Source organism: Azospirillum formosense, from assembly GCF_013340925.1.
Taxonomy (GTDB): Bacteria; Pseudomonadota; Alphaproteobacteria; order Azospirillales; family Azospirillaceae; genus Azospirillum; species Azospirillum formosense.
The window spans coordinates 28476-48601 of record NZ_WHOR01000009.1 but is presented as its reverse complement, the minus strand read 5'-3'; the positions used below and the strand labels follow the sequence as shown (position 1 = coordinate 48601).

Below are 20126 nucleotides of genomic sequence, written 5' to 3'. Positions count from 1 at the left end.
TGGTCAAATACTCGAAGGCTTCCCTCAGCATGGCCGCGTCCCGCTCCGCGAGTCTTTTGCCGGTCCAGAGCTTGACCCGAAGGGAACCCACTTGACCGGAACGGGTGGCAGGGTACCTATGGCGGCATGGTGGAGATCAAGAGGAAAGCAGCCCTGGTCACCGGGGCGGGAAAGCGGATCGGACGCGCCATCGCGCTCGATCTCGCGGCGCGTGGCTGGCGCGTGGGCGTGCATTTCGGGCACTCCCGCAGCGAGGCCGACGCGGTGGTGACTCAGATCGTCGGACAGGGTGGAGTCGCCGTCGCGCTTCAGGCCGACCTGGAGCGCGAACTGGATGTGCAGGCGCTGATGCCCGAGGCGGTCGAACGGCTGGGCCCACTGTCGCTGCTGGTCAACAATGCCTCCCGATTCGAGCGGGACGAGGTGGAGGACGTGACCCGGGAGTCCTGGGACCGGCATATGGAGGCGAACCTGCGCGCGCCCTTCGTGCTGAGCCAGAGGTTCGCGGCGCAGGTGCCGAAGGATTGCGAGGGGCTGATCGTCAACGTGATCGATCAGCGGGTGTGGAACCTCACCCCGCATTTCATCTCCTACACCCTGTCGAAGGCTGGACTGTGGACGCTGACACAGACGCTTGCCATGGCACTCGCTCCTCATATTCGGGTCAACGCGATCGGACCGGGGCCGACGCTGAGGAACGTCCGGCAGACCGAGGAGGAGTTCGCCGCGCAGCGCGACGCGACTCCCCTCAAGCGCGGCCCTTCGCCCGAGGAAATCTGTGTCGCTCTGCGCTTCCTGATCGATGCGCCGTCGGTCACTGGACAGATGGTCGCGCTGGACGGCGGCGAGCATCTGGGATGGGCGCAGCCATCCCTGGGGTTCGTGCCGACGGAATAGGCGGTTTGGCAGTGTGCGTCTTGCCGTTCAGCGGTCGAAGCCCTTTATCGATCGGACAGCCCGACAGAAGGACCGCGCGTTGTACACATCCGGCCCCGTCGGCGCAAGGGGCTGTTTGCGCGATCCGAAAATTTAGCGGCACAGCGCCAAGGTGCCGACTTGACTCGGGGTGTCTCTAATAAAAACAATGGCTTACAGGAAATGCCCAAATTTTGTGCATAGCTTTGGAATCCCTTGGGCCGCCTTGGTTCGGTTGGAGTAACTCTTGGGTTATCGACACACTTATCCACAGGAGTCGTGGATATCCCGAAGAGTGACCGCCGATGAGGTGAGTCGTTCGTCTTAACCATTCAGGACAGGGGGCGGTTGACCCACTCCCACGACCCGACGACATTCGAGACATGGCTGACACCGCAGACACCCCCACGGACCTCATCCTCCCGGAGATGGAAGGCGCCGACGCTCCAGAAGCGGAAGCCCCGGGGGCAAGCACGACTCCACGCCCGCGGCGGCGCCCGGCGGATCTCGCCCGCGGGGCGGAGGTGATCCGCGACCATCTCAGGACGCTGCCGCAGACGCCCGGCGTCTACCGCATGCTGGCGGGCGACGGGGCCGTCCTCTATGTCGGCAAGGCCAAGAACCTGAAGCGGCGGGTGTTCAACTACACCCAGGTCAACCGCCTGCCCGTGCGGCTCCAGCGCATGGTGTCGGAAACGGAGACCATGGAGTTCGTCACGACCCACACCGAGGTCGAGGCGCTGCTCCTCGAATCGAACCTGATCAAGCGGCTGATGCCGCGCTACAACGTGCTGCTGCGGGACGACAAGACCTTCCCGCACATCATGATCACCAGGGACCACGACTATCCGCAGCTGACCAAGCACCGGGGCGCGCGGTCGCGCGACGCCGATTATTTCGGCCCCTTCGCCTCGGCGGGGGCGGTCAACCGGACGATCACCGCGCTCCAGCGCGCCTTCCTGCTGCGCAACTGCGCCGACACGGTGTTCGCCGCACGCACCCGGCCCTGCCTGCAATACCAGATCAAGCGCTGCACCGCGCCCTGCGTGGAGCGGGTCAGCCCGGCGGAGTATCAGGCGCAGGTCGATCAGGCCCGCGCCTTCCTGTCCGGGAAGAGCCGGGACATCCAGACGGAGTTCGTCGCCAGAATGACCGAGGCGGCGGAGAATCTCGACTACGAGGCCGCGGCCCGCTACCGCGACCGTATCCGCGCGCTGACCGCGGTGCAGGCGCACCAGGACATCAACGTGGAAGGGGTGATCGAGGATGCCGACGTCATCGCCGCCTATGCGGAGGGCGGGATGACCTGCGTGCAGGTGTTCTTCTTCCGCGGCGGGCGCAACTACGGCAACCGCGCCTACTTTCCCAGCCACGACAAGAGCGCCGAGACCCCGGAGGTGCTGGCCGCCTTCATCGCCCAGTTCTACGAGAACAAGGCGGCACCCGGCCTCGTCCTGGTCAGCCACGACCTGCCGGAACAGGAGTTGCTGACCGAGGCCCTGGCGCTGCGCGCCGGCCACCGGGTGGAACTGGCCGCGCCCAAGCGGGGCGACAAGCGCCGCATCGTCGAACACGCCCTGACCAACGCGCGGGAGGCCCATGGACGGCGGCTGGCCGAAAGCTCGTCCCAGGCGCGGCTGCTCGACGGGGTGGCGACGGTGTTCGGGCTGGACGGCCCGCCGCAGCGGATCGAGGTCTACGACAACTCCCACGTCCAGGGCGCCCACGCCATCGGCGCCATGATCGTCGCCGGGCCGGAGGGCTTCATCAAGAACGCCTACCGCAAGTTCAACATCAAGACCGAGGGAGCCGCCGGCGACGACTTCGCGATGATGCGCGAGGTCATGGCCCGCCGCTTCGGCCGGGCGATCAAGGAGGACCCGGAGCGGACGCAGGGCATGTGGCCCGATCTGGTGCTGATCGACGGCGGCATCGGGCAGCTCAACATGGCGCTGGGCGTGCTGGCCGATCTGGGGATCGACGACGTGACGCTGGTCGGCATCGCCAAGGGGCCGGACCGCGACGCCGGACGGGAGCGCTTCTTCATGCCCGACCGCGCGCCGTTCCAGCTGGAAATGCGCGACCCGGTGCTCTATTTCCTGCAACGGCTGCGGGACGAGGCCCACCGCTTCGCCATCGGCACCCATCGGGCGAAGCGCACCAAGGCGTTGGGCAAATCGATGATCGACGAGATTCCCGGAATCGGACCCAGCCGAAAGAAGGCACTGCTGCACCATTTCGGCAGCGCCGTCGCCGTCTCCCGTGCCGGATTGGCGGATCTGGAGTCGGTCGAAGGGATCAGCAAGACGGTGGCGAAAAAGATATACGATCATTTCCATTCAGACGGTTAGAATGACGCCGCCCGCCGCGCGTTTCCCCCGACTCCAGAGTTGCGACCGATGCTGACCAGCCTGCCGAACCTGCTCACCCTGTCGCGCATCGCGGTGATTCCCGTCGTGGTCGGGCTGTTCTACGTGCCCGAGGCGTGGGCCGCCTACACGGCCTGCGCCCTGTTCGCCGCGGCCTGCATCACCGACTGGTTCGACGGCTATCTGGCCCGCGCCTGGGAGCAGGAAAGCGTCATCGGCAAGTTCCTCGACCCCATCGCGGACAAGCTGCTGGTGGCCGCAACGCTGATCATGCTGGTCGCTTTCGCCCGGCTGTCCGGGCTGTCGGTGCTGGCCGCCGTGGTCATCCTGCTGCGCGAGGTCCTGGTGTCCGGCCTGCGGGAGTATCTGGCCGGGCTGAACGTCGGGGTGCCGGTCACCTGGATGGCCAAGTGGAAGACGACGATCCAGATGGTGGCGATCGGCTTCCTGATCGTCGGCGACTACGGCCCGGTCCACATTCCGGTCACGCTGATCGGCACGCTGGGCCTGTGGGTGGCGGCGATCCTCACCTTCGTCACCGGGTGGGATTACATGCGCGCCGGGCTGAAGCACATGATGGCCCACCAGCCGGCCAAGCCCAGCAAGGGCACCCCGGGCAACCCGGCCCGCACGCCGGGCTGAGCCGCGTTTCGGGGCCGAGTCGCCTTTTATCGCAAAGGCTTTCCGGCTGGCGGCAGAGCGGACCATAAATCCGGTTTGTCCGTTCGCATGCCCGTGTGTTTCTGCTATGTGACCGGGGAACGCCCGCGCAGCGATGGGCGGCAAGGCGGAGGATAGAGGCTTCCATGAAGATGTTCGGCCTGACGGGGTGGAGCGGCAGCGGAAAGACGACGCTGATCGTTCGCCTGATCCCGGCGCTGATCCGGCGTGGCCTGACCGTTTCGACCATGAAGCACGCGCACAAGGGCTTCGACATCGATCATCCCGGCAAGGACAGCCACAACCACCGGGAGGCCGGCGCCACGGAGGTGCTGGTCAGTTCGCCCCGCCGTTGGGCGCTGATGCACGAGATCCGGAAGGACGAGCCGGAACTGTCGCTGACCGAACTGCTGCCGAAGCTGTCGCCGGTCGATCTGCTGCTGATCGAAGGGTTCAAGCGCGAACCGCACGAGAAGATCGAGGTGTGGCGCGCCTCGGTGGGCAAGTCGCTGATTGCGCGCGACGATCCGAGCATCGTCGCGATCGCCAGCGACGGGCCGGTGCCGGACGCCGGAGTGCCCGTCTTCGACCTGAACGACGAGGAGGCCATCGCGTCCTTCATCATCGAGCGTTGCGCGCTGGACCGGTGCAAGGCAACGGGACAGGCTGTCTGAGACGGCGGTGTGCAGGGTGGAGTAGGGCAATGGCTCAGCTTAGCGACGATTGCTTCGCCTTCGGCGGCGAGATGATGGCGGTGGACCGGGCGCTGGAACTGCTCTCCGGCCGCCTCCACCCCGTCACGGATGCCCATCGGGTCAGTCTCGCCGAGGCGCTGGGCCATACGCTGGCCGAGGATGTCGTCGCTCCGTTCAACGTGCCGCCGCACGACAATTCGGCGGTGGACGGCTACGCGGTCTTCTTCGACGACCTGACGCCCGACGCGGCCACGGTGTTGCCGGTTACGGCGCGCGTCGCCGCCGGCCATGCGTTGGACCGTCCGGGACGGCGCGGCGAGGCGGTGCGCATCTTCACCGGCGCCCCGATGCCCGAGGGCTTCGACACGGTGCTGATGCAGGAGGACTGCAAGGCGGAGGAGGGCGCCGTCGCCATTCCCCCCGGCATCCGGCGCGGCGCCAACCGTCGCCGCGCCGGGGAGGACATGGCGCAGGGCAGCACCGTCCTGACCGCCGGCCGCCGGCTGCGGGCGGAGGACATCGGCCTGCTCGCCTCGCTGGGGCGGCGGGAGGTGACGGTTCGCACCGCCCTGCGCGTCGCCGTCTTCTCCACCGGGGACGAGGTGCGGGAGCCGGGGGTGCCGCTGGAGCCCGGCTGCATCTACGACGCCAACCGCTTCGCTTTGATCGCCTCGCTGCGTCAGCTCGGCTGCCGCGTGACCGACCTCGGCATCCTGCCCGACCGGCTCGACGCCGTTCGCGGCGCGTTGGAGGCGGCGGCGGGGACGCACGACGTCCTCATCACCTCGGGCGGCATGTCCACCGGGGAGGAGGACCATGTCAAGGCGGCCGTGGAGGCACTGGGCGGGCTGCATTTCTGGCGGCTGGCGATCAAGCCGGGACGCCCGGTGGCTCTGGGCACGGCCAAGAGCGCGGTCTTCATCGGCCTGCCGGGCAATCCGGTGGCGGTCATGGTCACCTTCCTGCGCATCGCCCGCCCGATCCTGCTCCGGCTGATGGGGGCCGCCGACGAGGCGCCCGCCTTGTTCCCGCTGCGCGCGGGCTTTACCTACAAGAAGAAGGCGGGGCGGCGCGAGTATGTGCGGGCCACGCTCGCCCGCGCCGCCGACGGGGTTTTGACCGCGGTCAAGCACCCGCGCGACGGGGCGGGCATCCTGTCGTCGATGGTCGAGTCCGACGGGCTCGTCGAACTGCCGGAAGAGATCACCCGCGTCGAGCCGGGGATGATCGTGGATTTCCTGCCTTTCAGTGAGGTTCGGTGATGAAGATCCTCTATTTCGCCTGGCTGCGCACCAAGATCGGCGTGGCGACCGAGACGGTGGACCTGCCGGCGGAGGTCCGCGACGTCGGCGCCCTGGTGGAGTGGCTGAAGACCCGCAGCCCGAAGCACGCCGACGCGCTCGCCAACAGCACGGTGGTCAAGGTCGCGGTGAACCAGGAGCACGTGCCCTACGACCATCCGGTCGGCCCTGGCGACGAGGTGGCCCTGTTCCCGCCGGTGACCGGCGGCTGAGGAAGGAAACGTTGCCGTGACGGTGAGGGTTCAGAGCGAGGATTTCGACGTCGGCGCGGAACTGGCCGCGATGACCGGCGGCAAGACCGGCATCGGCGGGGTGACCCTGTTCGTCGGGCTGGTCCGCGACATGGCCGGCGGCGAGTGCGTCAGCGCCATGACGCTGGAGCATTACCCCGGCATGACCGAGCGGCAGTTGGAGGCGATCGAGGCGGAGGCGCGGGAACGCTGGCCGCTGGACGATGTGCTGATCATCCACCGCTACGGGCGGCTGGAGCCGGGCGACCGGATCGTGCTGGTCGCCACCGCCAGCGCCCACCGCGAGGCGGCATTCGAGAGCTGCCATTTCCTGATCGACTGGTTGAAGACCAAGGCGCCCTTCTGGAAGATGGAGGCAACCCCGGAGGGGGAACGCTGGGTGGAGGCCAAGGAGTCCGACGACACGGCGGCGGCCCGTTGGACGAAACCGGCGTGAGGTGAGAGGCAGGACACAGACGGTGCCCTCCTCGCGGTGATTGTATCCGCTCCCGCGCAAGGCTGTGCGCGCATGCGGAGCATCCGATCATGCGAACCCGGTTCCTGCTCACCGGACTGGTGGCCCTGTCGCTGGGCGCGTTCCTGTCGTGCCCGGTTCACGGGAAGGAGCGGCAAACGGCGGAGCGGGTTCTGACCGACCCGGTCAGCGGGTGCCGCGTCCGCGATCCTGACCCCAGCCGGGGGAAGTCCGTCCGCTGGACCGGTGCCTGCCGCAACGGTTTTGCTCATGGCGCCGGTGTTCTTGAAACGTTCGATGGCCCGGAGCCGGCGGACTGGACCGAGGCGGCCTTCGTCGATGGCCGGGCCGAGGGGCCGGGACGCAGCGGGCGCGAGGATGGAACGATCTTCCAGGGCCGCTTCCATCATGGCCTCGCCACCGGTCCGGGAACGCTGACCCTGCCCGACGGTCACCGCTACGTCGGCGGATTCGCGTTCGGGCGCCCGACCGGGCAGGGGGAGTTCATCGCCTCCATGGGGTTGCGCTACCGTGCGCGGGTCGACCGCGACGGGCGGGTGTGGCCCGGCGCGCTTCTCGGCTCGAAGCCTGCCGAGCCCATCCAGTCGGCCGAGCGGCCGGAACCGCGGGGCAGGGCGGCGCCGGGCAGCCTGGAGGAGTGGCTGCGCACGCCGCCATGGGACTACCGCGATCCGGGGCGGCCCAATCAGGAACGGCCCAATCAGGAACGGCCCAATCAGGAACGGCGTTGACCAGCTTTGCACAGGCGGCGTTTGCCAGACGCGCCGCTCCGTGGTGACATCCTGGACCCCCTTCGGATGACGGCGATGAACTGGCAGACCCTCGGATTCTTCTTCGCGACGGCCTTCGTGCTGTCAATGACTCCCGGCCCCAACATGCTGCTCGCGATGAGTCTCGGCCTGCGCTACGGCGTCCGCCGCGCGGCTTGGGGCGGGCTCGGCATGTGCGTGGCGCTGACGACGATGGCCACCCTGTCGGTGCTCGGCCTCGGCGCCCTGCTGGCGGCGTCGGAGCCGGCTTTCCAGGCGGTGAAGTGGGCGGGCGTGGCCTATCTGACCTGGCTCGGCATCGCCGCGTGGCGGGCTCCGGTGCCGGACGGCTCGCCGCGAGCCAGCGGCACCGTGGCAGCGGAGGAAGCCCCGGCCCATCGCCTGTTCCTGCGCGGGCTTCTGGTCGCCTTCAGCAACCCGAAGGCGCTGGTCTTCATGGCCGCCCTGTTTCCGCAATTCATCGACCCGGCGGCTCCGCTGATGCCGCAGCTCGTGGCGCTGGTGGCGATCATGGTGGTGATCGAGTTCGGCTGGATCATGGCCTACGCCACCGGGGGGAACAGCATCGGCGCCCGCCTGACCAGTGGATCCGCCGCCCGCACCCTCAACCGCCTGACCGGGGGTCTGATGATCGGCGCCGGCGGGCTGCTGGCGCTCGCCCGCCGGCTGTGATCCCTCAGTCCATCCGGCGGAGGGTCGTCTCCAGGCGGCCCTTGCCGGAACGGTCCAGCCAAGTGGCGGACAGGCGCCCGTCTGTCCGGATGCTGTAGCGCAGCGTGTTGCGCCCCTTCTCGTCGAAGACCAGCTCGTCATTCTCGATGCGGCCCTTGCGCTGGGCGCGCTCCATCGGTTGGTCGGCCTCCATGCCTGGTCCCAGCACATAGTCGGCGTAGACGGCGTCACCGTCGACCCGGTCCACCGCCAATGCGATCTCCCGGCCGTTGATGTAGGCGCCGTACCAGACGCCGAGGAAGGAGCGGGCGCCCGTACCCGCCGGGGAAGACGTGCCGCTGCCGGTGCGTGGCTCCGGCGCCGCGGCCCGCATCAGCTCCGCGCTCGGCGTGCGGCCCCAGGATTCGTCGCAGGACGGGTCGCCCCGGCGCGGCGGCGCCTCGGCGAAGCGCAGGATGCAGGCCCCGAAGCGCCGGACGAACATGCCGGTCGTCGCAGCGCCGTGGCCGGTCAGCAGGGCCGGCTGATCGACCACGATGTGGTCCAGCCCGCGCGAGGACAGGATTCCGCGCGCCGACTCCCCGCGCCCGCCGGGGTCGAAATCGTCACCATGGAAGAAGAACAGCATCACCCGTGCGCTGTGGATGCCGCGCAGGATCGGCCAGAGCTGCGCCGCGTTGTCGCGGAAGCTGTCGTAGGAGTCGGAGAAGTTGCCGAAGGCGGCGGGGGCGGTGCCGACGACGGCGTCCACCCGGTCGCTCTGCCCGGCCGCCATCAGCGAGAGGAAGGCGCCGAAGGACTGGCCGGTCAGCACGACCTTGCGATAGCCGCGGTCTTTCAGCTGGTCGGCGTAGCCCGCCAGCGCGCGGGAGCTGTTCGGCAGCGTGTCGCTGACCCGCATGCGGTCCAGCCGGAACACGTCCCACCCGGCGTCCTTCATGGTCTTCATGTAGAGCGGGGTGGGGGCGTTGGAGTCCTCGACATCCACCGACCGGCCGTGGCTCCACACCACCGCGCCGCGGGCCATCGTCGGACCGAGCAGGGTGCCGTCGCCATAGGCCGGGTTCAGGTGAATCTGGGCCGTCGCCGTCTGCGCCGTACCGAGCATAGCCAACGCCGCCATCAATCCGAGCAGCGCCTGTCCGATTGTCCGCCTCATCCTTCCACGCTCCTGTCTGCGGGCGTGGAAAGGGTCCAGGAATATGGTTAACCCGACCTTTCCGGCAGAGCGGACCGGCGTTTGTCACGGGGCGTTGTCACAGCCTCCTGCGGTGGGACCGCCCTGCGTCAGAAGGTCCACGGACTGCAAATGCGAATGACTCGCAATCAAGGCCTCGATCGTCTAAGGTCGGTTCCGTCACTTCAGTCGGGAGGGGTCAACATGTGCGATTCGGTGGGCGAGGGGAGGCTATCCCCTTGGACGGTGTCCGATCTGACGACGGCGGAGCGCGCGCTGTTGACCGGTTTCCGGCAGTGGTTCCGTCACGGTACCGCCGGTGCGATGGCCGCCATGCGCGCCAGCTTCGGCGTCGCCGGCGTGCCCTCCTCGGCCCTGCTGCCGCTGTTCGCCCTGCTGGGCACCTTCGCCGTGACCAACGCGGGCCGTCCGGCCTTTCGCTGCCCCTCCTGTTCTCGCGTCGGAATGGACGAGATGGCGGTGCTGGACGCTCTGGCTGCCATGCAGGCCGGGGAAGGCGACGTGACGACCCAGGTGTTCGACCGCTGGCTCCCCCTGGTCGCCCTGACCATGGCCGCCGATTCCGCTCGGGAATTGACGGACATCCTGGACGGCGCGCGCATCCGTCTGCCGCGGCGCCGCCCGGCCCGGCTCATAGCGCTGGCGGCGGAATGACCGGCGCGAAGCCGGCCCTGGTCTGCCAAGCCGCCGGCCGGAACAGGGGTTTGCGCATGATCCATTGGTCGATGGGCACCTGGACCAGTTCGCCGGCCGGGGTGCGATAGGAATAGCGCCCCCGTTCGGTGCCGCGCAGTTCGTAGCCAAGCCGCTCGTAGAAGGCGAGGACCCCGGCGTTGTCACGGTCCACGCCCAGTTCCGATTCCGAGTAGCCATGATCGAGCGCGGCGCCTTCGGCAGCGGCCATCAGCCGCGTGGCGATGCCCCGGTTGCGGAAGGGTTGGAACACCCGCAAAGCCCACAGCGTGGCGCGGCGCAGATGTCTCTTGCGCTGAAAGTCGATGCAGATCTGGCCGGCGGGAAAGCCGTTGATCTCCGCCACCAGAAGGAAGCCGCTTCCGCGTTCCTGGGCGCGGAAAGCCGTGGCGAGGATCTCCCGGTGCGGCGTGTGCAATCCGAACCATTCCAGATCCGGCAGATCGGTCCGGCAGGCCGGGCGAATTGTAACGGGCAGGCTGATGACATCCTGCGACGCGGTGGCGGCGTCCATTCCTCCTCCGGGCTTCGAACCATCTGAGGGAATGAACGGACCGACGCTGGCGGCGTTCCTTTGCGCCCTAGGAAAGTCTTACCGGAAAAAACCCGCCGACGAACTTCGACAGAAGGGAAAGAGTTTAGAAAAATTGTTTCAAATAAGGGGTTTCACTGAGGCTTTTGACAACTTAGTGGATATGGCGATCGGCCTTATTGACGACGCGCGATTGTTCTTGATAAGTCTCTAAACGAATTGGAGCTGGGAGGCAGCGGTTCGGTGATGAGGCGCCCCTCTCACGCTGAGAATGCTCGCAGACAGGGAGGACCGTGCGATGATCAAAATTGTTAACCTGGGACGCACCGGCCTTTTCGTGGCTATGCAGAATGGTGCTTTGACAACCATCGGCGGCCGCAGCCACTGGCGCTCGCTCGACGATGTCCGCTCGGCGGCCAACGCGGCGAAGATCAAGATCAGCGACACGGTTCTCCGCACCGTTCTCTGACGGCAACGCCAGCGTTCTCCACCCACAACAGCGCGTCAGTCAATCTCATGAGCCGGCGGCACCGCCTCAGGCCGCCGGCTACCATTCGTCTCGGAGGTCAGCCGGCCCGAACCCGCGCCAGGAAGCGGTCGACCTCCGCGCGCAGAGTGTGCGATTGAACGGACAGTTCGTTCGTCGCCGACAGGACGCTGCGCGCTTCCGATCCTGTGTCCGACGCCGAGGAATTGACGCGCACAATGGTCTCGCTGACCTCACGCGTGCCGATCGAAGCCTGCTGGACGTTGCGGGCGATCTCGGTGGTGGCGGCACCCTGCTCCTCCATGGCCGAAGCGATGGAGGTCGAAATGTCGTTGATCCGCGCGATGGTTTCCGAAATCGAGCGGATGGCGAGCACCGCGTCCTGCGTCGCTCCCTGAACCGCGCCGATCTGGGAGTTGATCTCCTCCGTCGCCTTGGCGGTTTGGTTGGCGAGGCTCTTCACCTCCGACGCGACGACGGCGAAGCCCTTGCCGGCCTCGCCGGCGCGGGCCGCCTCGATGGTGGCGTTCAATGCCAGGAGGTTGGTCTGGCTGGCGATGTCGTGAATCAGCTTCACCACCTGACCGATCCGGCTGGCGGCGTCGGCCAGCCCTTGAACGGTGTTGTTGGTGCGCTCCGCCTGTGACATGGCCTCACCGGCAATGGCCGCCGACTGGGTCACCTGATGGCTGATCTCGCCGATGGAGGCGGTCAATTCCTCCGCCGCCGCAGCGACGGTCTGGATGTTGACTGAAGCTTCCTCCGCCGCCGCCGCCACCTGGGTGGACTGAGCGCTGGTCTCTTCGGCGGTGCGGCTCATGTTCTGGGCGGTTCCCTGGAGCTGCTGCGCGGCGGACGCCACGGCCTGCACCACGCTCTTCACCTCGCGCTCGAACGAGTCGGCGGTGGTTCCCAGTTCGCGCGTGATGATCGCGGCGGTGTTCAGATCGACGTAGACGGAGGTCGCCAGATCCATGTCGAGGAACACCGCCCTGTTGATCGCCTGCATCAGTTGGGCGAGCTTCTCCGGCTTCTTGCGGTGGATCTGATAGGCGAGGTCGATCAGCTTGTTCAGCGTGAAGCAATAGGCCCCTGTGTACCAGCGCGGTTCCAGTCCGATGCGCTGGTGAGCCTGTCCAATTTTCAGGACCTGCGCCATATAGGCGTCGTCGAAGGTGCCGGTGAAAACATTCTTCAGCCAATGCTGCTTCTGCATGTCGCGCGCCCGGCTGACCACCGTGGGATCGGCGAGCAGCGTCGCCACCTGCGGGACCGAGCGCAGGTAGCCATAGAATTCCTCAAGGATCTGGTCGATGCGCTGGGCGAGATGAGGTTGGAATTCCCGAAGGACGGCCTTCGTGGGTTCGTCGATTCGCAAGAAGGAGATTCGGTCGAGGATGGACTGTGTCTGGGCAGAATGCGACATGGATCGACTTCCCCGCGAAAATAGGACCGCCTCAGATTAGCGCAATTTGTTTTTAATGCAAAGTAACTAACCTGCGCGTGCACTATGGAGGGTTACGTCTGGTGTGGAAACCGGCAGAGTTGTCGCAGGCCCGACAAATCATCAGATTTTAACGAAATAAAAAACCGGCGGAGCCGTTTGGCATCCGCCGGTATGTTGTAGGCCGTCGTGAAAATGTTCGTTCGTCTACATCAGGCCGCCATATGGGCCGGCGCGCGGCGCAGAGCCTGAGCGGCGCTGAGGACCGCCTTCTGCAGCTTTTCGAAAGCCCGCACCTCGATCTGGCGCACACGCTCGCGCGACACGCAGAACTGCTGGCTCAATGACTCCAGGGTGGACGGGTCCTCCTTCAGGCGGCGCTCGAACAGGATGCGGCGTTCGCGGTCGTCCAGACGCTCCAGGGCCTGTCCAACCAGCCGGCGGCGCAGCGCCAACTCGTCGGCATCGGCGATCACGCTTTCCTGGGTCGGACGGTCGTCGGCCAGAAGTTCCAGCCAATTGGTTTCGCCATCGCTGGACAAGGCGGCATCGAGCGAACTGTCGTTGGACGACAGACGGCGGTTCATCTCGATCACCTCCTGCTCCGGCACATCCAGCTCGGTCGCGATGGCGGTGACGGTGGAGGGGGACAGGTCGCCCTGTTCCAGCTCCTGCATCTGGCTCTTCAGGCGGCGCAGGTTGAAGAACAGCTTCTTTTGCGCGGCGGTCGTGCCCATCTTCACCAGGGACCAGCTGTGCAGGATGTATTCCTGTATGGCCGCGCGGATCCACCAGGTGGCGTAGGTCGCGAAACGGAAACCGCGTCCCGGATCGAATTTCTGAGCGGCCTGCATCAGGCCAACATTGCCTTCGGCGACAAGGTCGACCAGTGGCAGCCCGTAGCCGCCGAAGCCGCGGGCGATCTTGATGACCAGTCGCAGGTGGCTGCCCACCAGACGCTCCAGCGCATGGCCGTTCCCGCGGTCGCGCCAAGCGACGGCCAGCTCGCGCTCTTCGTCGGGGGCCAGGATGGGGAACCGCTTCGACTCCTCGACATAACGGGTCAGGCTGGCGTTTTCACCAGTCAGGAGTTTCTTGAGCACACCGGCCTCCTCTCTCCAACGCTCCACCGTCTCTTGCCGCGGAACCTTTTCGATGGCCGTACGCAGACGCCCATCGTTTCGGCATTCTTATTGTGGGGATTTGCCGAAATTATCCAGGAACACGTCAATCAGACATTGATACTGTGCCGCCACCACCAAGTTGGATCAAGCCTTGAAACGGCGGTGCAGCAATATTTTTTGGCGTATATCCGGACTATTCGGTCCTTATGAACGCCAAAAAGATCGGGAGAACTTTTGGGAGATTGGCGAAAATATGACGGCTTTCGTTTGGATTGAAGGCAGATGCCGGTCTCTCCGCTTTGTCATCACTCGGCCGGAGATGGGTATCCATTTCATAAGGCATGGCCTTACAGGCTAGTCCGGTCGGCCTTTTGGCATAGAATTTTCTTCAGGGATGGATGGGTGCGTGCTGGGGCGGTCCGCGGCGACGCTTGTGTTCCACGGGCTTGCGGGCGTGCTATTCGGGAGGGAAACCCAGGACGACGCAAGGTGAGAGGACCCACCATGAACATTCGCAGCAGCCGACCGGACGATCTGGAGCGCATCCAGGCGATCTACGCTCACCACGTCCTGACCGGTGCGGCCAGCTTCGAGGAAGTCCCTCCCGGCCTGGAAGAGCTTGCCCGTCGGCGGGACGATGTGTTGGCCCGGGGTATGCCCTATGTCGTTGCGGAGATGGGGGGGAGGGTCATAGGCTATGCCTATGCTGGTCCTTACCGGCTGCGCACCGCCTACCGTTACAGCGTCGAGGATTCGATTTATCTCGATCCGGACTTCATGGGGCGTGGTGTCGGCCGGGCTTTGCTCTCGACGCTGATCGACCGCTGTGAGGAGGCGGGATGCCGCCAGATGATCGCGGTGATCGGCGACAGCGCAAACGCGTCGTCCATCGGCCTGCATCGCAGCCTGGGCTTCGTGTCGGCGGGACTGCTGAAGGCGGTGGGGTTCAAGTTCGGGCGCTGGGTGGACAGCGTCCTGATGCAGCGCCCGCTTGGCAGCGGGGGTGCGTCACCGCCTGAGGGGCGTTGATGGAACTGGGCGGAAGGGCATATGGTGGTTTCATGTCACGCCGCACACGGCGTCGTCACCCTGGTGCGTCTTGATCGCTCCCCCGACGCCGATCCATCACCGTTGAACGCAAGAGCGGGCGCATCACCGGGATGCGCCCGCCATTGAGTGTGCGGCTTGGGGAAGGGGGTCAGTCCTGGACCACCCGCTTGCGGCCCAGACCGAGCTTCGTCGCCATTTCCGACCGGGCCTTCGCGTAGTTCGGGGCGACCATCGGATACTCCGCCGGCAGGCCCCACTTGGCGCGGTAGTCGTCCGGGGACATGTCGTAGACGGTCTTCAGATGCCGCTTCAGCATCTTCAGCTTCTTCCCGTCCTCCAGGCAGATGATGTATTCGGGGGTCACCGACTTCTTGATCGGCACCACGGGGACCAGCTCGGCCTTGGCCGGCGCGGATTTCTCTTCGCCGAGGCCGTTGAAGGCCGTCTGAACGTTGAGGATGAGCGCCGGCAGGTCGGCGACCGGCACCGTGTTGTTGCCGACATAGGCCGCAACGACCTTGGCGGTCAGGGCCTGCAATTCCGATGCTTCGATGGTCATGGCCGCGTTCAGCTCCGTTCCCCTGTGGATCAGCCGTTTGGAACAGCCTTGGATTAGGGCGATGTCGATCAGACGTTCACCACGTCGCGCAACTGCTTGGCCGGCTTGAAGCGCGGCGCCTTGGACGCGGCGATCTGCACCACCTCGCCGGTGCGCGGGTTGCGCCCTTCGCGGGCGGCGCGCTCGGCAACCTCGAAAATGCCGAACCCGGCGAGGCGCACATCCTCACCACGACCGAGCGCCGAGGAAATGCCTTCGAACACCGACTGGACGACCTTCGCCGCATCGGATTTGCGGATGCCGGCGTCGGTCGCGACGGTCTCGATGAGCTCGGCCTGGTTCATGCGAAACTCCTGGTGCGTGTGCGCGTGTGGATTTTTCTGTGTTCTTGGCAGATTGAATCCATCGGCACAAGAGCGATGGCCGAGAAGGCAACCATAAGTGTTTTTCCAATGATGAGTTCTTGCGTGCCCTGTGGCCCGGATGCATCAAAGCGACCACCCACCGCGGCACAACGGTGTGGAGCGAACGGAATATGGAGGATGTTTTTCGTCGATAGTTGATCGACTCGCCGGACACGGACCTTGAACGCAAAAACAGCAACACCACTTGAGCGGCGTTCGGGTCCGGGCCCCTCTGACGGCTGAGGCGTCAGCCGTGATGTCGGATGCCGCTTGAATTCACTGCAGACGCAGCGCAATCAAGTGGGTCTTGTTATGGATTCCCTTATCGCACCCATCTTTCTCGATTTCATGGGAAAGCCGGTGTGGGTCTGGCTGACCTTCGTCGGCCTCGTTCTGGCCTTGCTGGCCTTCGACCTCGGCATCCTCAACCGCCGCCGCGACCGTGAGATCGGCGTCAAGGAAAGCCTCCGTCTCTCCGCCTTCTACATCGCCGTTGCCTTGCTGTTCGGCGGCTGGGTCTGGTGGTCGATGGGCGACACCGCGGCGGCCCAGTACTACACGGGCTTCTTCATCGAAAAGAGCCTGTCGCTCGACAACGTCTTCATCATTTCACTGATCTTCACCTACTTCGCGGTCCCGCGCGCCTACCAGCACCGCGTGCTGTTCTGGGGCATCCTGGGCGTGATCGTGATGCGCGGCCTGATGATCGCCGCCGGCGCCGCGCTGGTCAGCGAGTTCCATTGGGTGCTCTACGTCTTCGGCGCCTTCCTGCTGCTCACCGGCGTGAAGATGCTGTTCGCTGCGGACAAGGAGCAGGACCTCGCCAACAACCCGGCGCTGCGCTTCCTGAACCGCCACCTGCGGATCACCGACGGCTTCCGCGGCCAGAAGTTCTTCGTGCGCGAGGCGGGGCCGGACGGGCGGACCGCGCTCTACGCCACGCCGCTGTTCCTGGCGCTGATGATGGTCGAGTTCGCCGACCTGATCTTCGCAGTGGACAGCGTGCCGGCGATCTTCGCCATCACCACCGACCCCTACATCATCTACACCAGCAACATCTTCGCCATCCTCGGCCTGCGCGCGCTCTACTTCGCACTGGCGGCGATGGTCCACCGCTTCCGTTATCTGAAATACGCGCTGGCGCTGGTGCTGGTCTTCATTGGCGGCAAAATCTTCTACACACAGATATTCGGCAAGCCGGACCCGCTGATCTCGCTGGGCGTGACTCTGACGCTGATCGCGGGCGGCGTGGTCGTCTCGCTTCTCAAGACGCGCAGCGAGGGCAAGCGGCTGCCGGCGGAGTGATGCCGGTCAGCCGGTGAAGCCCAGGCGCTTCAGGGCGGCGATGCTCTCCTTCGCGCTGGTGTGGAGGATGAAGTCGCCGCCCGCCTGGGTCCAGGGCTCGCGGGCCTTCTCGCGGTCGTCCACCAGGACCGTGCCCGGCCCGCCATGGCGGTGCTTGTCGCGGGCCATGCAGGTGATCACCCGCACATCGGGTCCCAGCATGTGGGCGACCCAGCGCCGCTTCTGCTCCGGCGCCCAGGAGCCGAGCGGCAGGCCGGTCAGGATGGTCGGGGCGTAAGGTTCGCAGAAGCGCCAGAGGTCCTGAGCGTCGTGCATGAAATCCAGCGTGCCGAAAAAGTCGGGATGGCGTGACAGTTCCCGCCACATGACCTTCATGGGGATCTCCTCCGGGCGTTTGCCGGTGACCGCCTTCACGCCGCGGTCGAAATCGGCCAGAACGCCGTCGAGGTCGAGAAACAGCTTGGGTCTCTGCATCGTCTGTCCTGTTTTGCCCATCCAACGATTCGCCCGCCCACATCCGGATGAACGCGACCGCAGACTACCGGTCGCACGGAACCTTCGCCAGCCGGTCGGGTTGCACCCGAAGGCATAGGCGCACGGCTCCGGTGCGGCAGGGGGGTACGGATGACGGTCATAGGCATTTCAGGGTCTTACGGTGGCTTGAACCTGGGGGACGAGGCGATCCTCACCTCGGCCATCGAGCAGTTGCGCGCCACGGTGCCGGGAGTGGAGGTGGTCGTCTTCTCGCGCAACGCCGCCCACACCCGCGAGAACCACGCGGTGGATCGCGTTCTGAACCCGCGGGAAGCCATGCGCGACGAGATCACCCCGGAGGTTGAACGGCTCGACCTCCTCCTTCTGGGCGGCGGCGGCATCCTCTACGACAGCGAGGCGCAGACCTACCTGCGCGAGGTCACCATCGCGCAGAAGCTGGGCGTGCCGTCCTACACCTTCGCCATCGGCGTCGGCCCGTTGAAGGACCGGGTGGAGCGCGACGCGGTGCGCGAGGGGCTCGACCGCATGACCGGCATCACCGTCCGCGAACCGAGCGCCAAGCGGCTGATCGAGGAGATCGGCGTGCAGATTCCGGTGACGGTCACCGCCGATCCGGCGCTGTTGCTGACTCCGGAGCCCTTCACCGAGGAGATGCTGGCCGAGGCCGGCATCCCGCGCGACCGGCCGCTGGTCGGCATTTCGGTGCGCGAGCAGGGGGCGGCGGCGCCGGAACTCAGCGACGCGGCCTATCACCAGCTCTTGGCGGAGGCGGCGGATTACATCGTGCAGCGCTTCGGCGCCGATGTGGTGTTCGTGCCGATGGAGCGTGCCGACGTGCGGGAGGCGCACCGCGTCATGGGCCGCATGGCGGTGTCGGAGCGCGCCCATCTGCTGCAATACCGCTACACGCCGCGCCAGATCATCGGGCTGATGGATCATTTCGAGATGGCCGTTGGGATGCGGCTGCATTTCCTGATCTTCGCGGCCATCACCGGCACGCCGCTGATCGCGCTGCCCTACGCTTCCAAGGTGTCGGATTTCCTGTCCTCGGTCGGTCTGGAGCCGCGGGCGACGGTGTCCCACACCACCGCCGGAACCTTCCTCGCCGACCTCGACCGCCTGTGGGACCACCGCGCGGAACAGAAGGGACTGCTGCGCGACCGGATTCCCGTGCTGATGGAGCGTGCCCGCGAGACGGCGCCGCTGGCCCTGCAGACGGTGGCGCCGCGTGCTGAAGCGGCGGTCAAAGCAGCGGCCAAAGCGGCGGCCAAAGCAGCGGAATGACGAAAGGAGCCAGTCTTGCCCGTTCTGCCCTGTCCTCCGAACCCTGAGTCGGTCACCCTGCCGCCGCGCCGCGCCATGAAGGTCGCGCGCTGCCACGTACTCGTCGTCGGCGGTGGCCCCGCTGGCATGGGGGCGGCCATCGGCGCCGCCCAGTCGGGGGCCGAGACGATCCTGGTGGAGCGCTACGGCTTCCTCGGCGGCAACGCCACGGCGGCGCTCGTCATGCCCTGGATGAGCTTCTACACCCAGCGCGGTTCGGTGGCGGTGGTGGACAACACCCGCCTGATGCCGCAGGACCACGGCCCCGGCGAGCCGGTGGTGGGCGGGGCGCTGGCCGTCTTCCTGGGGCGGCTCTACACCAACCAGGGGGCCATTCCGCCCTCGCCGGACACCGGCTTCACCGTTCCTTTCGACCCGGAGGTGCTGAAGGTCACCGCGCAGCAGATCCTCGACGAGGCCGGGGTGAAGGTGCTGCTGCACGCCTTCGCCTCCACCGTCCTCGGCGAGCCTGGGAAGCCCGACGCGGTGGTCTTCGAGACGAAGTCCGGCCCGGTGGTGATCGAGGCCGACGTGATCGTCGATTGCACCGGCGACGGCGACATCGCGGCGCTGGCCGGCTGCGACTACGAGGTCGGGCGGGAGGAGGACGGGCTGACCCAGCCCATGACGCTGATGTTCCGCATGGTCGGCTTCGACCACGACGCCTTCAACGGCTATGTGCGGGAGCATCCGACGCAATGGCGCGGTGTTCACGGGCTGTGGGACCTCGTGTCGAAGGCCACCGCCAACGGCGACCTCGATCTGGCGCGCGAGGACATCCTGTTCTTCGCCACCACCCACCCCGGCGAAATCGCCCTGAACTGCACACGGGTCACCGGTGCGCTGGGCACCAACGTCTTCGACCTGACCCGCGCGGAGTGGGAGAGCCATCGGCAGGCCGCGCAGATCGGCAATTTCCTGCGCAAGTACGCCCCCGGATTTGCCGACGCCTACACCTGCCAGACCGGCACCGGAATCGGCATCCGCGAGACACGGCGCATCGTCGGCGACTACGCCATGACCGCGGACGACGTGCTGGGGGCGGCGAAGTTCAAGGACGCCATCGCGCGCGGCACCTATCCGGTGGACATCCACAGCCCGACCGGCCGCGGCACGGTGTTGAAGCGCGTGCCCTCCGGCGAATGGTACGAGGTGCCGATGCGCGCGCTTCTGCCCAAGGGGACGGAGAAGCTGCTGGTGGCCGGACGCTGCATCTCCGGCAGCCACGAGGCCCACTCCTCCTATCGGGTGACGCCCACCTGCATGGCGACGGGGCAGGCCGCCGGGGTCTGCGCGTCGATGGCGGCGCGGCGCGGCGAGCGCACCCGCGACATTCCGGTCGGCGCCATCCAGCGCGAGTTGCTGCGACAGGGGGCCCTGCTGCGCGAGCCAGAGGCATAAGGC

The 20126-nt window shown here is 66.5% G+C and carries 22 protein-coding genes; 15 read left to right on the top strand and 7 right to left on the bottom strand.

The annotated features are described in order from the left end of the window. The first annotated feature begins 126 nt into the window (after positions 1-126). The 9 genes from GBZ26_RS02620 (at position 127) to GBZ26_RS02580 (ending at position 8108) form a co-directional block, all read left to right on the top strand. A complete protein-coding gene (locus tag GBZ26_RS02620) occupies positions 127-897 on the top strand; it encodes an SDR family oxidoreductase (protein ID WP_174437470.1) in 771 nt (256 codons plus the stop codon). A 446-nt stretch (positions 898-1343) separates the two neighbouring features. Then, positions 1344-3266, top strand: coding sequence for an excinuclease ABC subunit UvrC (uvrC, locus tag GBZ26_RS02615; protein ID WP_246653735.1), 1923 nt, complete (start codon positions 1344-1346; stop codon positions 3264-3266). 48 nt (positions 3267-3314) lie between these two features. Continuing rightward, positions 3315-3926 carry a CDP-diacylglycerol--glycerol-3-phosphate 3-phosphatidyltransferase gene (pgsA, locus tag GBZ26_RS02610; RefSeq protein ID WP_174437468.1) on the top strand — a complete coding sequence of 204 codons (612 nt, stop codon included), beginning with the start codon at positions 3315-3317 and terminating at the stop codon, positions 3924-3926. Between the two features lie 164 nt (positions 3927-4090). Continuing rightward, on the top strand, positions 4091-4618 hold the full coding sequence (gene mobB, locus GBZ26_RS02605; RefSeq protein ID WP_174437467.1) for a molybdopterin-guanine dinucleotide biosynthesis protein B: 528 nt from the start codon (positions 4091-4093) through the stop codon (positions 4616-4618). 29 nt (positions 4619-4647) lie between these two features. Continuing rightward, positions 4648-5901: a molybdopterin molybdotransferase MoeA gene (gene moeA / locus GBZ26_RS02600; protein WP_174437466.1), complete on the top strand. Its 1254-nt coding sequence runs from the start codon at positions 4648-4650 to the stop codon at positions 5899-5901. After that, positions 5901-6152, top strand: coding sequence for a molybdopterin converting factor subunit 1 (moaD, locus tag GBZ26_RS02595; RefSeq protein WP_014240490.1), 252 nt, complete (start codon positions 5901-5903; stop codon positions 6150-6152). The genes moeA and moaD overlap by 1 nt, the downstream gene beginning before the upstream one ends. A gap of 16 nt (positions 6153-6168) precedes the next feature. Further along, positions 6169-6627, top strand: coding sequence for a molybdopterin synthase catalytic subunit MoaE (moaE, locus tag GBZ26_RS02590; RefSeq protein ID WP_174437465.1), 459 nt, complete (start codon positions 6169-6171; stop codon positions 6625-6627). A gap of 89 nt (positions 6628-6716) precedes the next feature. Beyond that, complete coding sequence (locus GBZ26_RS02585; RefSeq protein WP_174437464.1) at positions 6717-7397, top strand: MORN repeat-containing protein; 681 nt, start codon at positions 6717-6719, stop codon at positions 7395-7397. A 75-nt stretch (positions 7398-7472) separates the two neighbouring features. Further along, positions 7473-8108 carry a LysE family translocator gene (locus GBZ26_RS02580; protein ID WP_174437463.1) on the top strand — a complete coding sequence of 212 codons (636 nt, stop codon included), beginning with the start codon at positions 7473-7475 and terminating at the stop codon, positions 8106-8108. 4 nt (positions 8109-8112) lie between these two features. Here the strand turns inward: GBZ26_RS02580 and GBZ26_RS02575 are convergent, their stop codons facing one another. Beyond that, positions 8113-9267 carry an alpha/beta fold hydrolase gene (locus GBZ26_RS02575; RefSeq protein ID WP_174437462.1) on the bottom strand — a complete coding sequence of 385 codons (1155 nt, stop codon included), beginning with the start codon at positions 9265-9267 and terminating at the stop codon, positions 8113-8115. 222 nt (positions 9268-9489) lie between these two features. Between GBZ26_RS02575 and GBZ26_RS02570 the strand changes: the two genes are divergently transcribed. Continuing rightward, complete coding sequence (locus tag GBZ26_RS02570) at positions 9490-9960, top strand: hypothetical protein (protein ID WP_174437461.1); 471 nt, start codon at positions 9490-9492, stop codon at positions 9958-9960. Here GBZ26_RS02570 and GBZ26_RS02565 read toward each other — a convergent pair. Further along, complete coding sequence (locus GBZ26_RS02565) at positions 9938-10513, bottom strand: GNAT family N-acetyltransferase (RefSeq protein ID WP_174437460.1); 576 nt, start codon at positions 10511-10513, stop codon at positions 9938-9940. The two genes, GBZ26_RS02570 and GBZ26_RS02565, sit on opposite strands and share 23 nt — an antisense overlap. 316 nt (positions 10514-10829) lie before the next feature. Between GBZ26_RS02565 and GBZ26_RS02560 the strand changes: the two genes are divergently transcribed. Continuing rightward, on the top strand, positions 10830-11000 hold the full coding sequence (locus GBZ26_RS02560) for a hypothetical protein (RefSeq protein ID WP_174437459.1): 171 nt from the start codon (positions 10830-10832) through the stop codon (positions 10998-11000). 97 nt (positions 11001-11097) lie between these two features. On the opposite strand, the gene GBZ26_RS02555 is transcribed toward GBZ26_RS02560, so the two are convergent. Next, complete coding sequence (locus GBZ26_RS02555) at positions 11098-12444, bottom strand: globin-coupled sensor protein (protein WP_174437458.1); 1347 nt, start codon at positions 12442-12444, stop codon at positions 11098-11100. A 230-nt stretch (positions 12445-12674) separates the two neighbouring features. After that, a complete protein-coding gene (gene rpoH / locus GBZ26_RS02550) occupies positions 12675-13565 on the bottom strand; it encodes an RNA polymerase sigma factor RpoH (protein WP_174437457.1) in 891 nt (296 codons plus the stop codon). A gap of 525 nt (positions 13566-14090) precedes the next feature. Here rpoH and GBZ26_RS02545 point away from each other — a divergent pair. After that, entirely contained in the window at positions 14091-14615 is a 525-nt protein-coding gene (locus GBZ26_RS02545) for a GNAT family N-acetyltransferase (protein ID WP_174437456.1), read from the top strand. A 169-nt stretch (positions 14616-14784) separates the two neighbouring features. On the opposite strand, the gene GBZ26_RS02540 is transcribed toward GBZ26_RS02545, so the two are convergent. Further along, positions 14785-15195, bottom strand: coding sequence for a Ros/MucR family transcriptional regulator (locus GBZ26_RS02540; RefSeq protein WP_014240479.1), 411 nt, complete (start codon positions 15193-15195; stop codon positions 14785-14787). Between the two features lie 68 nt (positions 15196-15263). Next, positions 15264-15590 (bottom strand): HU family DNA-binding protein, encoded by a 327-nt coding sequence (locus GBZ26_RS02535; protein ID WP_281427446.1) that lies wholly within the window; start codon positions 15588-15590, stop codon positions 15264-15266. 321 nt (positions 15591-15911) lie between these two features. Here GBZ26_RS02535 and GBZ26_RS02530 point away from each other — a divergent pair, with 321 nt between their 5' ends. Further along, positions 15912-16904 (top strand): TerC family protein, encoded by a 993-nt coding sequence (locus GBZ26_RS02530; protein ID WP_174437454.1) that lies wholly within the window; start codon positions 15912-15914, stop codon positions 16902-16904. Positions 16905-16910: 6 nt separating this feature from the next. Here GBZ26_RS02530 and GBZ26_RS02525 read toward each other — a convergent pair whose 3' ends face one another. Continuing rightward, positions 16911-17378 carry an HAD family hydrolase gene (locus tag GBZ26_RS02525; protein ID WP_174437453.1) on the bottom strand — a complete coding sequence of 156 codons (468 nt, stop codon included), beginning with the start codon at positions 17376-17378 and terminating at the stop codon, positions 16911-16913. Positions 17379-17564: 186 nt separating this feature from the next. On the opposite strand from GBZ26_RS02525, the gene GBZ26_RS02520 reads away from it, so the two are divergent. Further along, on the top strand, positions 17565-18683 hold the full coding sequence (locus tag GBZ26_RS02520; RefSeq protein WP_211104543.1) for a polysaccharide pyruvyl transferase family protein: 1119 nt from the start codon (positions 17565-17567) through the stop codon (positions 18681-18683). A 15-nt stretch (positions 18684-18698) separates the two neighbouring features. Beyond that, entirely contained in the window at positions 18699-20123 is a 1425-nt protein-coding gene (locus GBZ26_RS02515; RefSeq protein ID WP_246653602.1) for an FAD-dependent oxidoreductase, read from the top strand. Positions 20124-20126: the final 3 nt, after the last annotated feature.

Excerpts from the sequence above, each read along its gene's own strand:
- GBZ26_RS02620 (WP_174437470.1), top strand. The coding sequence starts at position 127 with ATGGTGGAGATCAAGAGGAAAGCAGCCCTGGTCACCGGGGCGGGAAAG.
- uvrC (WP_246653735.1), top strand. The coding sequence starts at position 1,344 with ATGGAAGGCGCCGACGCTCCAGAAGCGGAAGCCCCGGGGGCAAGCACG.
- pgsA (WP_174437468.1), top strand. The coding sequence starts at position 3,315 with ATGCTGACCAGCCTGCCGAACCTGCTCACCCTGTCGCGCATCGCGGTG.
- mobB (WP_174437467.1), top strand. The coding sequence starts at position 4,091 with ATGAAGATGTTCGGCCTGACGGGGTGGAGCGGCAGCGGAAAGACGACG.
- moeA (WP_174437466.1), top strand. The coding sequence starts at position 4,648 with ATGGCTCAGCTTAGCGACGATTGCTTCGCCTTCGGCGGCGAGATGATG.
- moaD (WP_014240490.1), top strand. The coding sequence starts at position 5,901 with ATGAAGATCCTCTATTTCGCCTGGCTGCGCACCAAGATCGGCGTGGCG.
- GBZ26_RS02585 (WP_174437464.1), top strand. The coding sequence starts at position 6,717 with ATGCGAACCCGGTTCCTGCTCACCGGACTGGTGGCCCTGTCGCTGGGC.
- GBZ26_RS02580 (WP_174437463.1), top strand. The coding sequence starts at position 7,473 with ATGAACTGGCAGACCCTCGGATTCTTCTTCGCGACGGCCTTCGTGCTG.
- GBZ26_RS02575 (WP_174437462.1), bottom strand. The coding sequence starts at position 9,267 with ATGAGGCGGACAATCGGACAGGCGCTGCTCGGATTGATGGCGGCGTTG.
- GBZ26_RS02570 (WP_174437461.1), top strand. The coding sequence starts at position 9,490 with ATGTGCGATTCGGTGGGCGAGGGGAGGCTATCCCCTTGGACGGTGTCC.
- GBZ26_RS02565 (WP_174437460.1), bottom strand. The coding sequence starts at position 10,513 with ATGGACGCCGCCACCGCGTCGCAGGATGTCATCAGCCTGCCCGTTACA.
- GBZ26_RS02560 (WP_174437459.1), top strand. The coding sequence starts at position 10,830 with ATGATCAAAATTGTTAACCTGGGACGCACCGGCCTTTTCGTGGCTATG.
- GBZ26_RS02555 (WP_174437458.1), bottom strand. The coding sequence starts at position 12,444 with ATGTCGCATTCTGCCCAGACACAGTCCATCCTCGACCGAATCTCCTTC.
- GBZ26_RS02545 (WP_174437456.1), top strand. The coding sequence starts at position 14,091 with ATGAACATTCGCAGCAGCCGACCGGACGATCTGGAGCGCATCCAGGCG.
- GBZ26_RS02540 (WP_014240479.1), bottom strand. The coding sequence starts at position 15,195 with ATGACCATCGAAGCATCGGAATTGCAGGCCCTGACCGCCAAGGTCGTT.
- GBZ26_RS02530 (WP_174437454.1), top strand. The coding sequence starts at position 15,912 with ATGGATTCCCTTATCGCACCCATCTTTCTCGATTTCATGGGAAAGCCG.
- GBZ26_RS02525 (WP_174437453.1), bottom strand. The coding sequence starts at position 17,378 with ATGCAGAGACCCAAGCTGTTTCTCGACCTCGACGGCGTTCTGGCCGAT.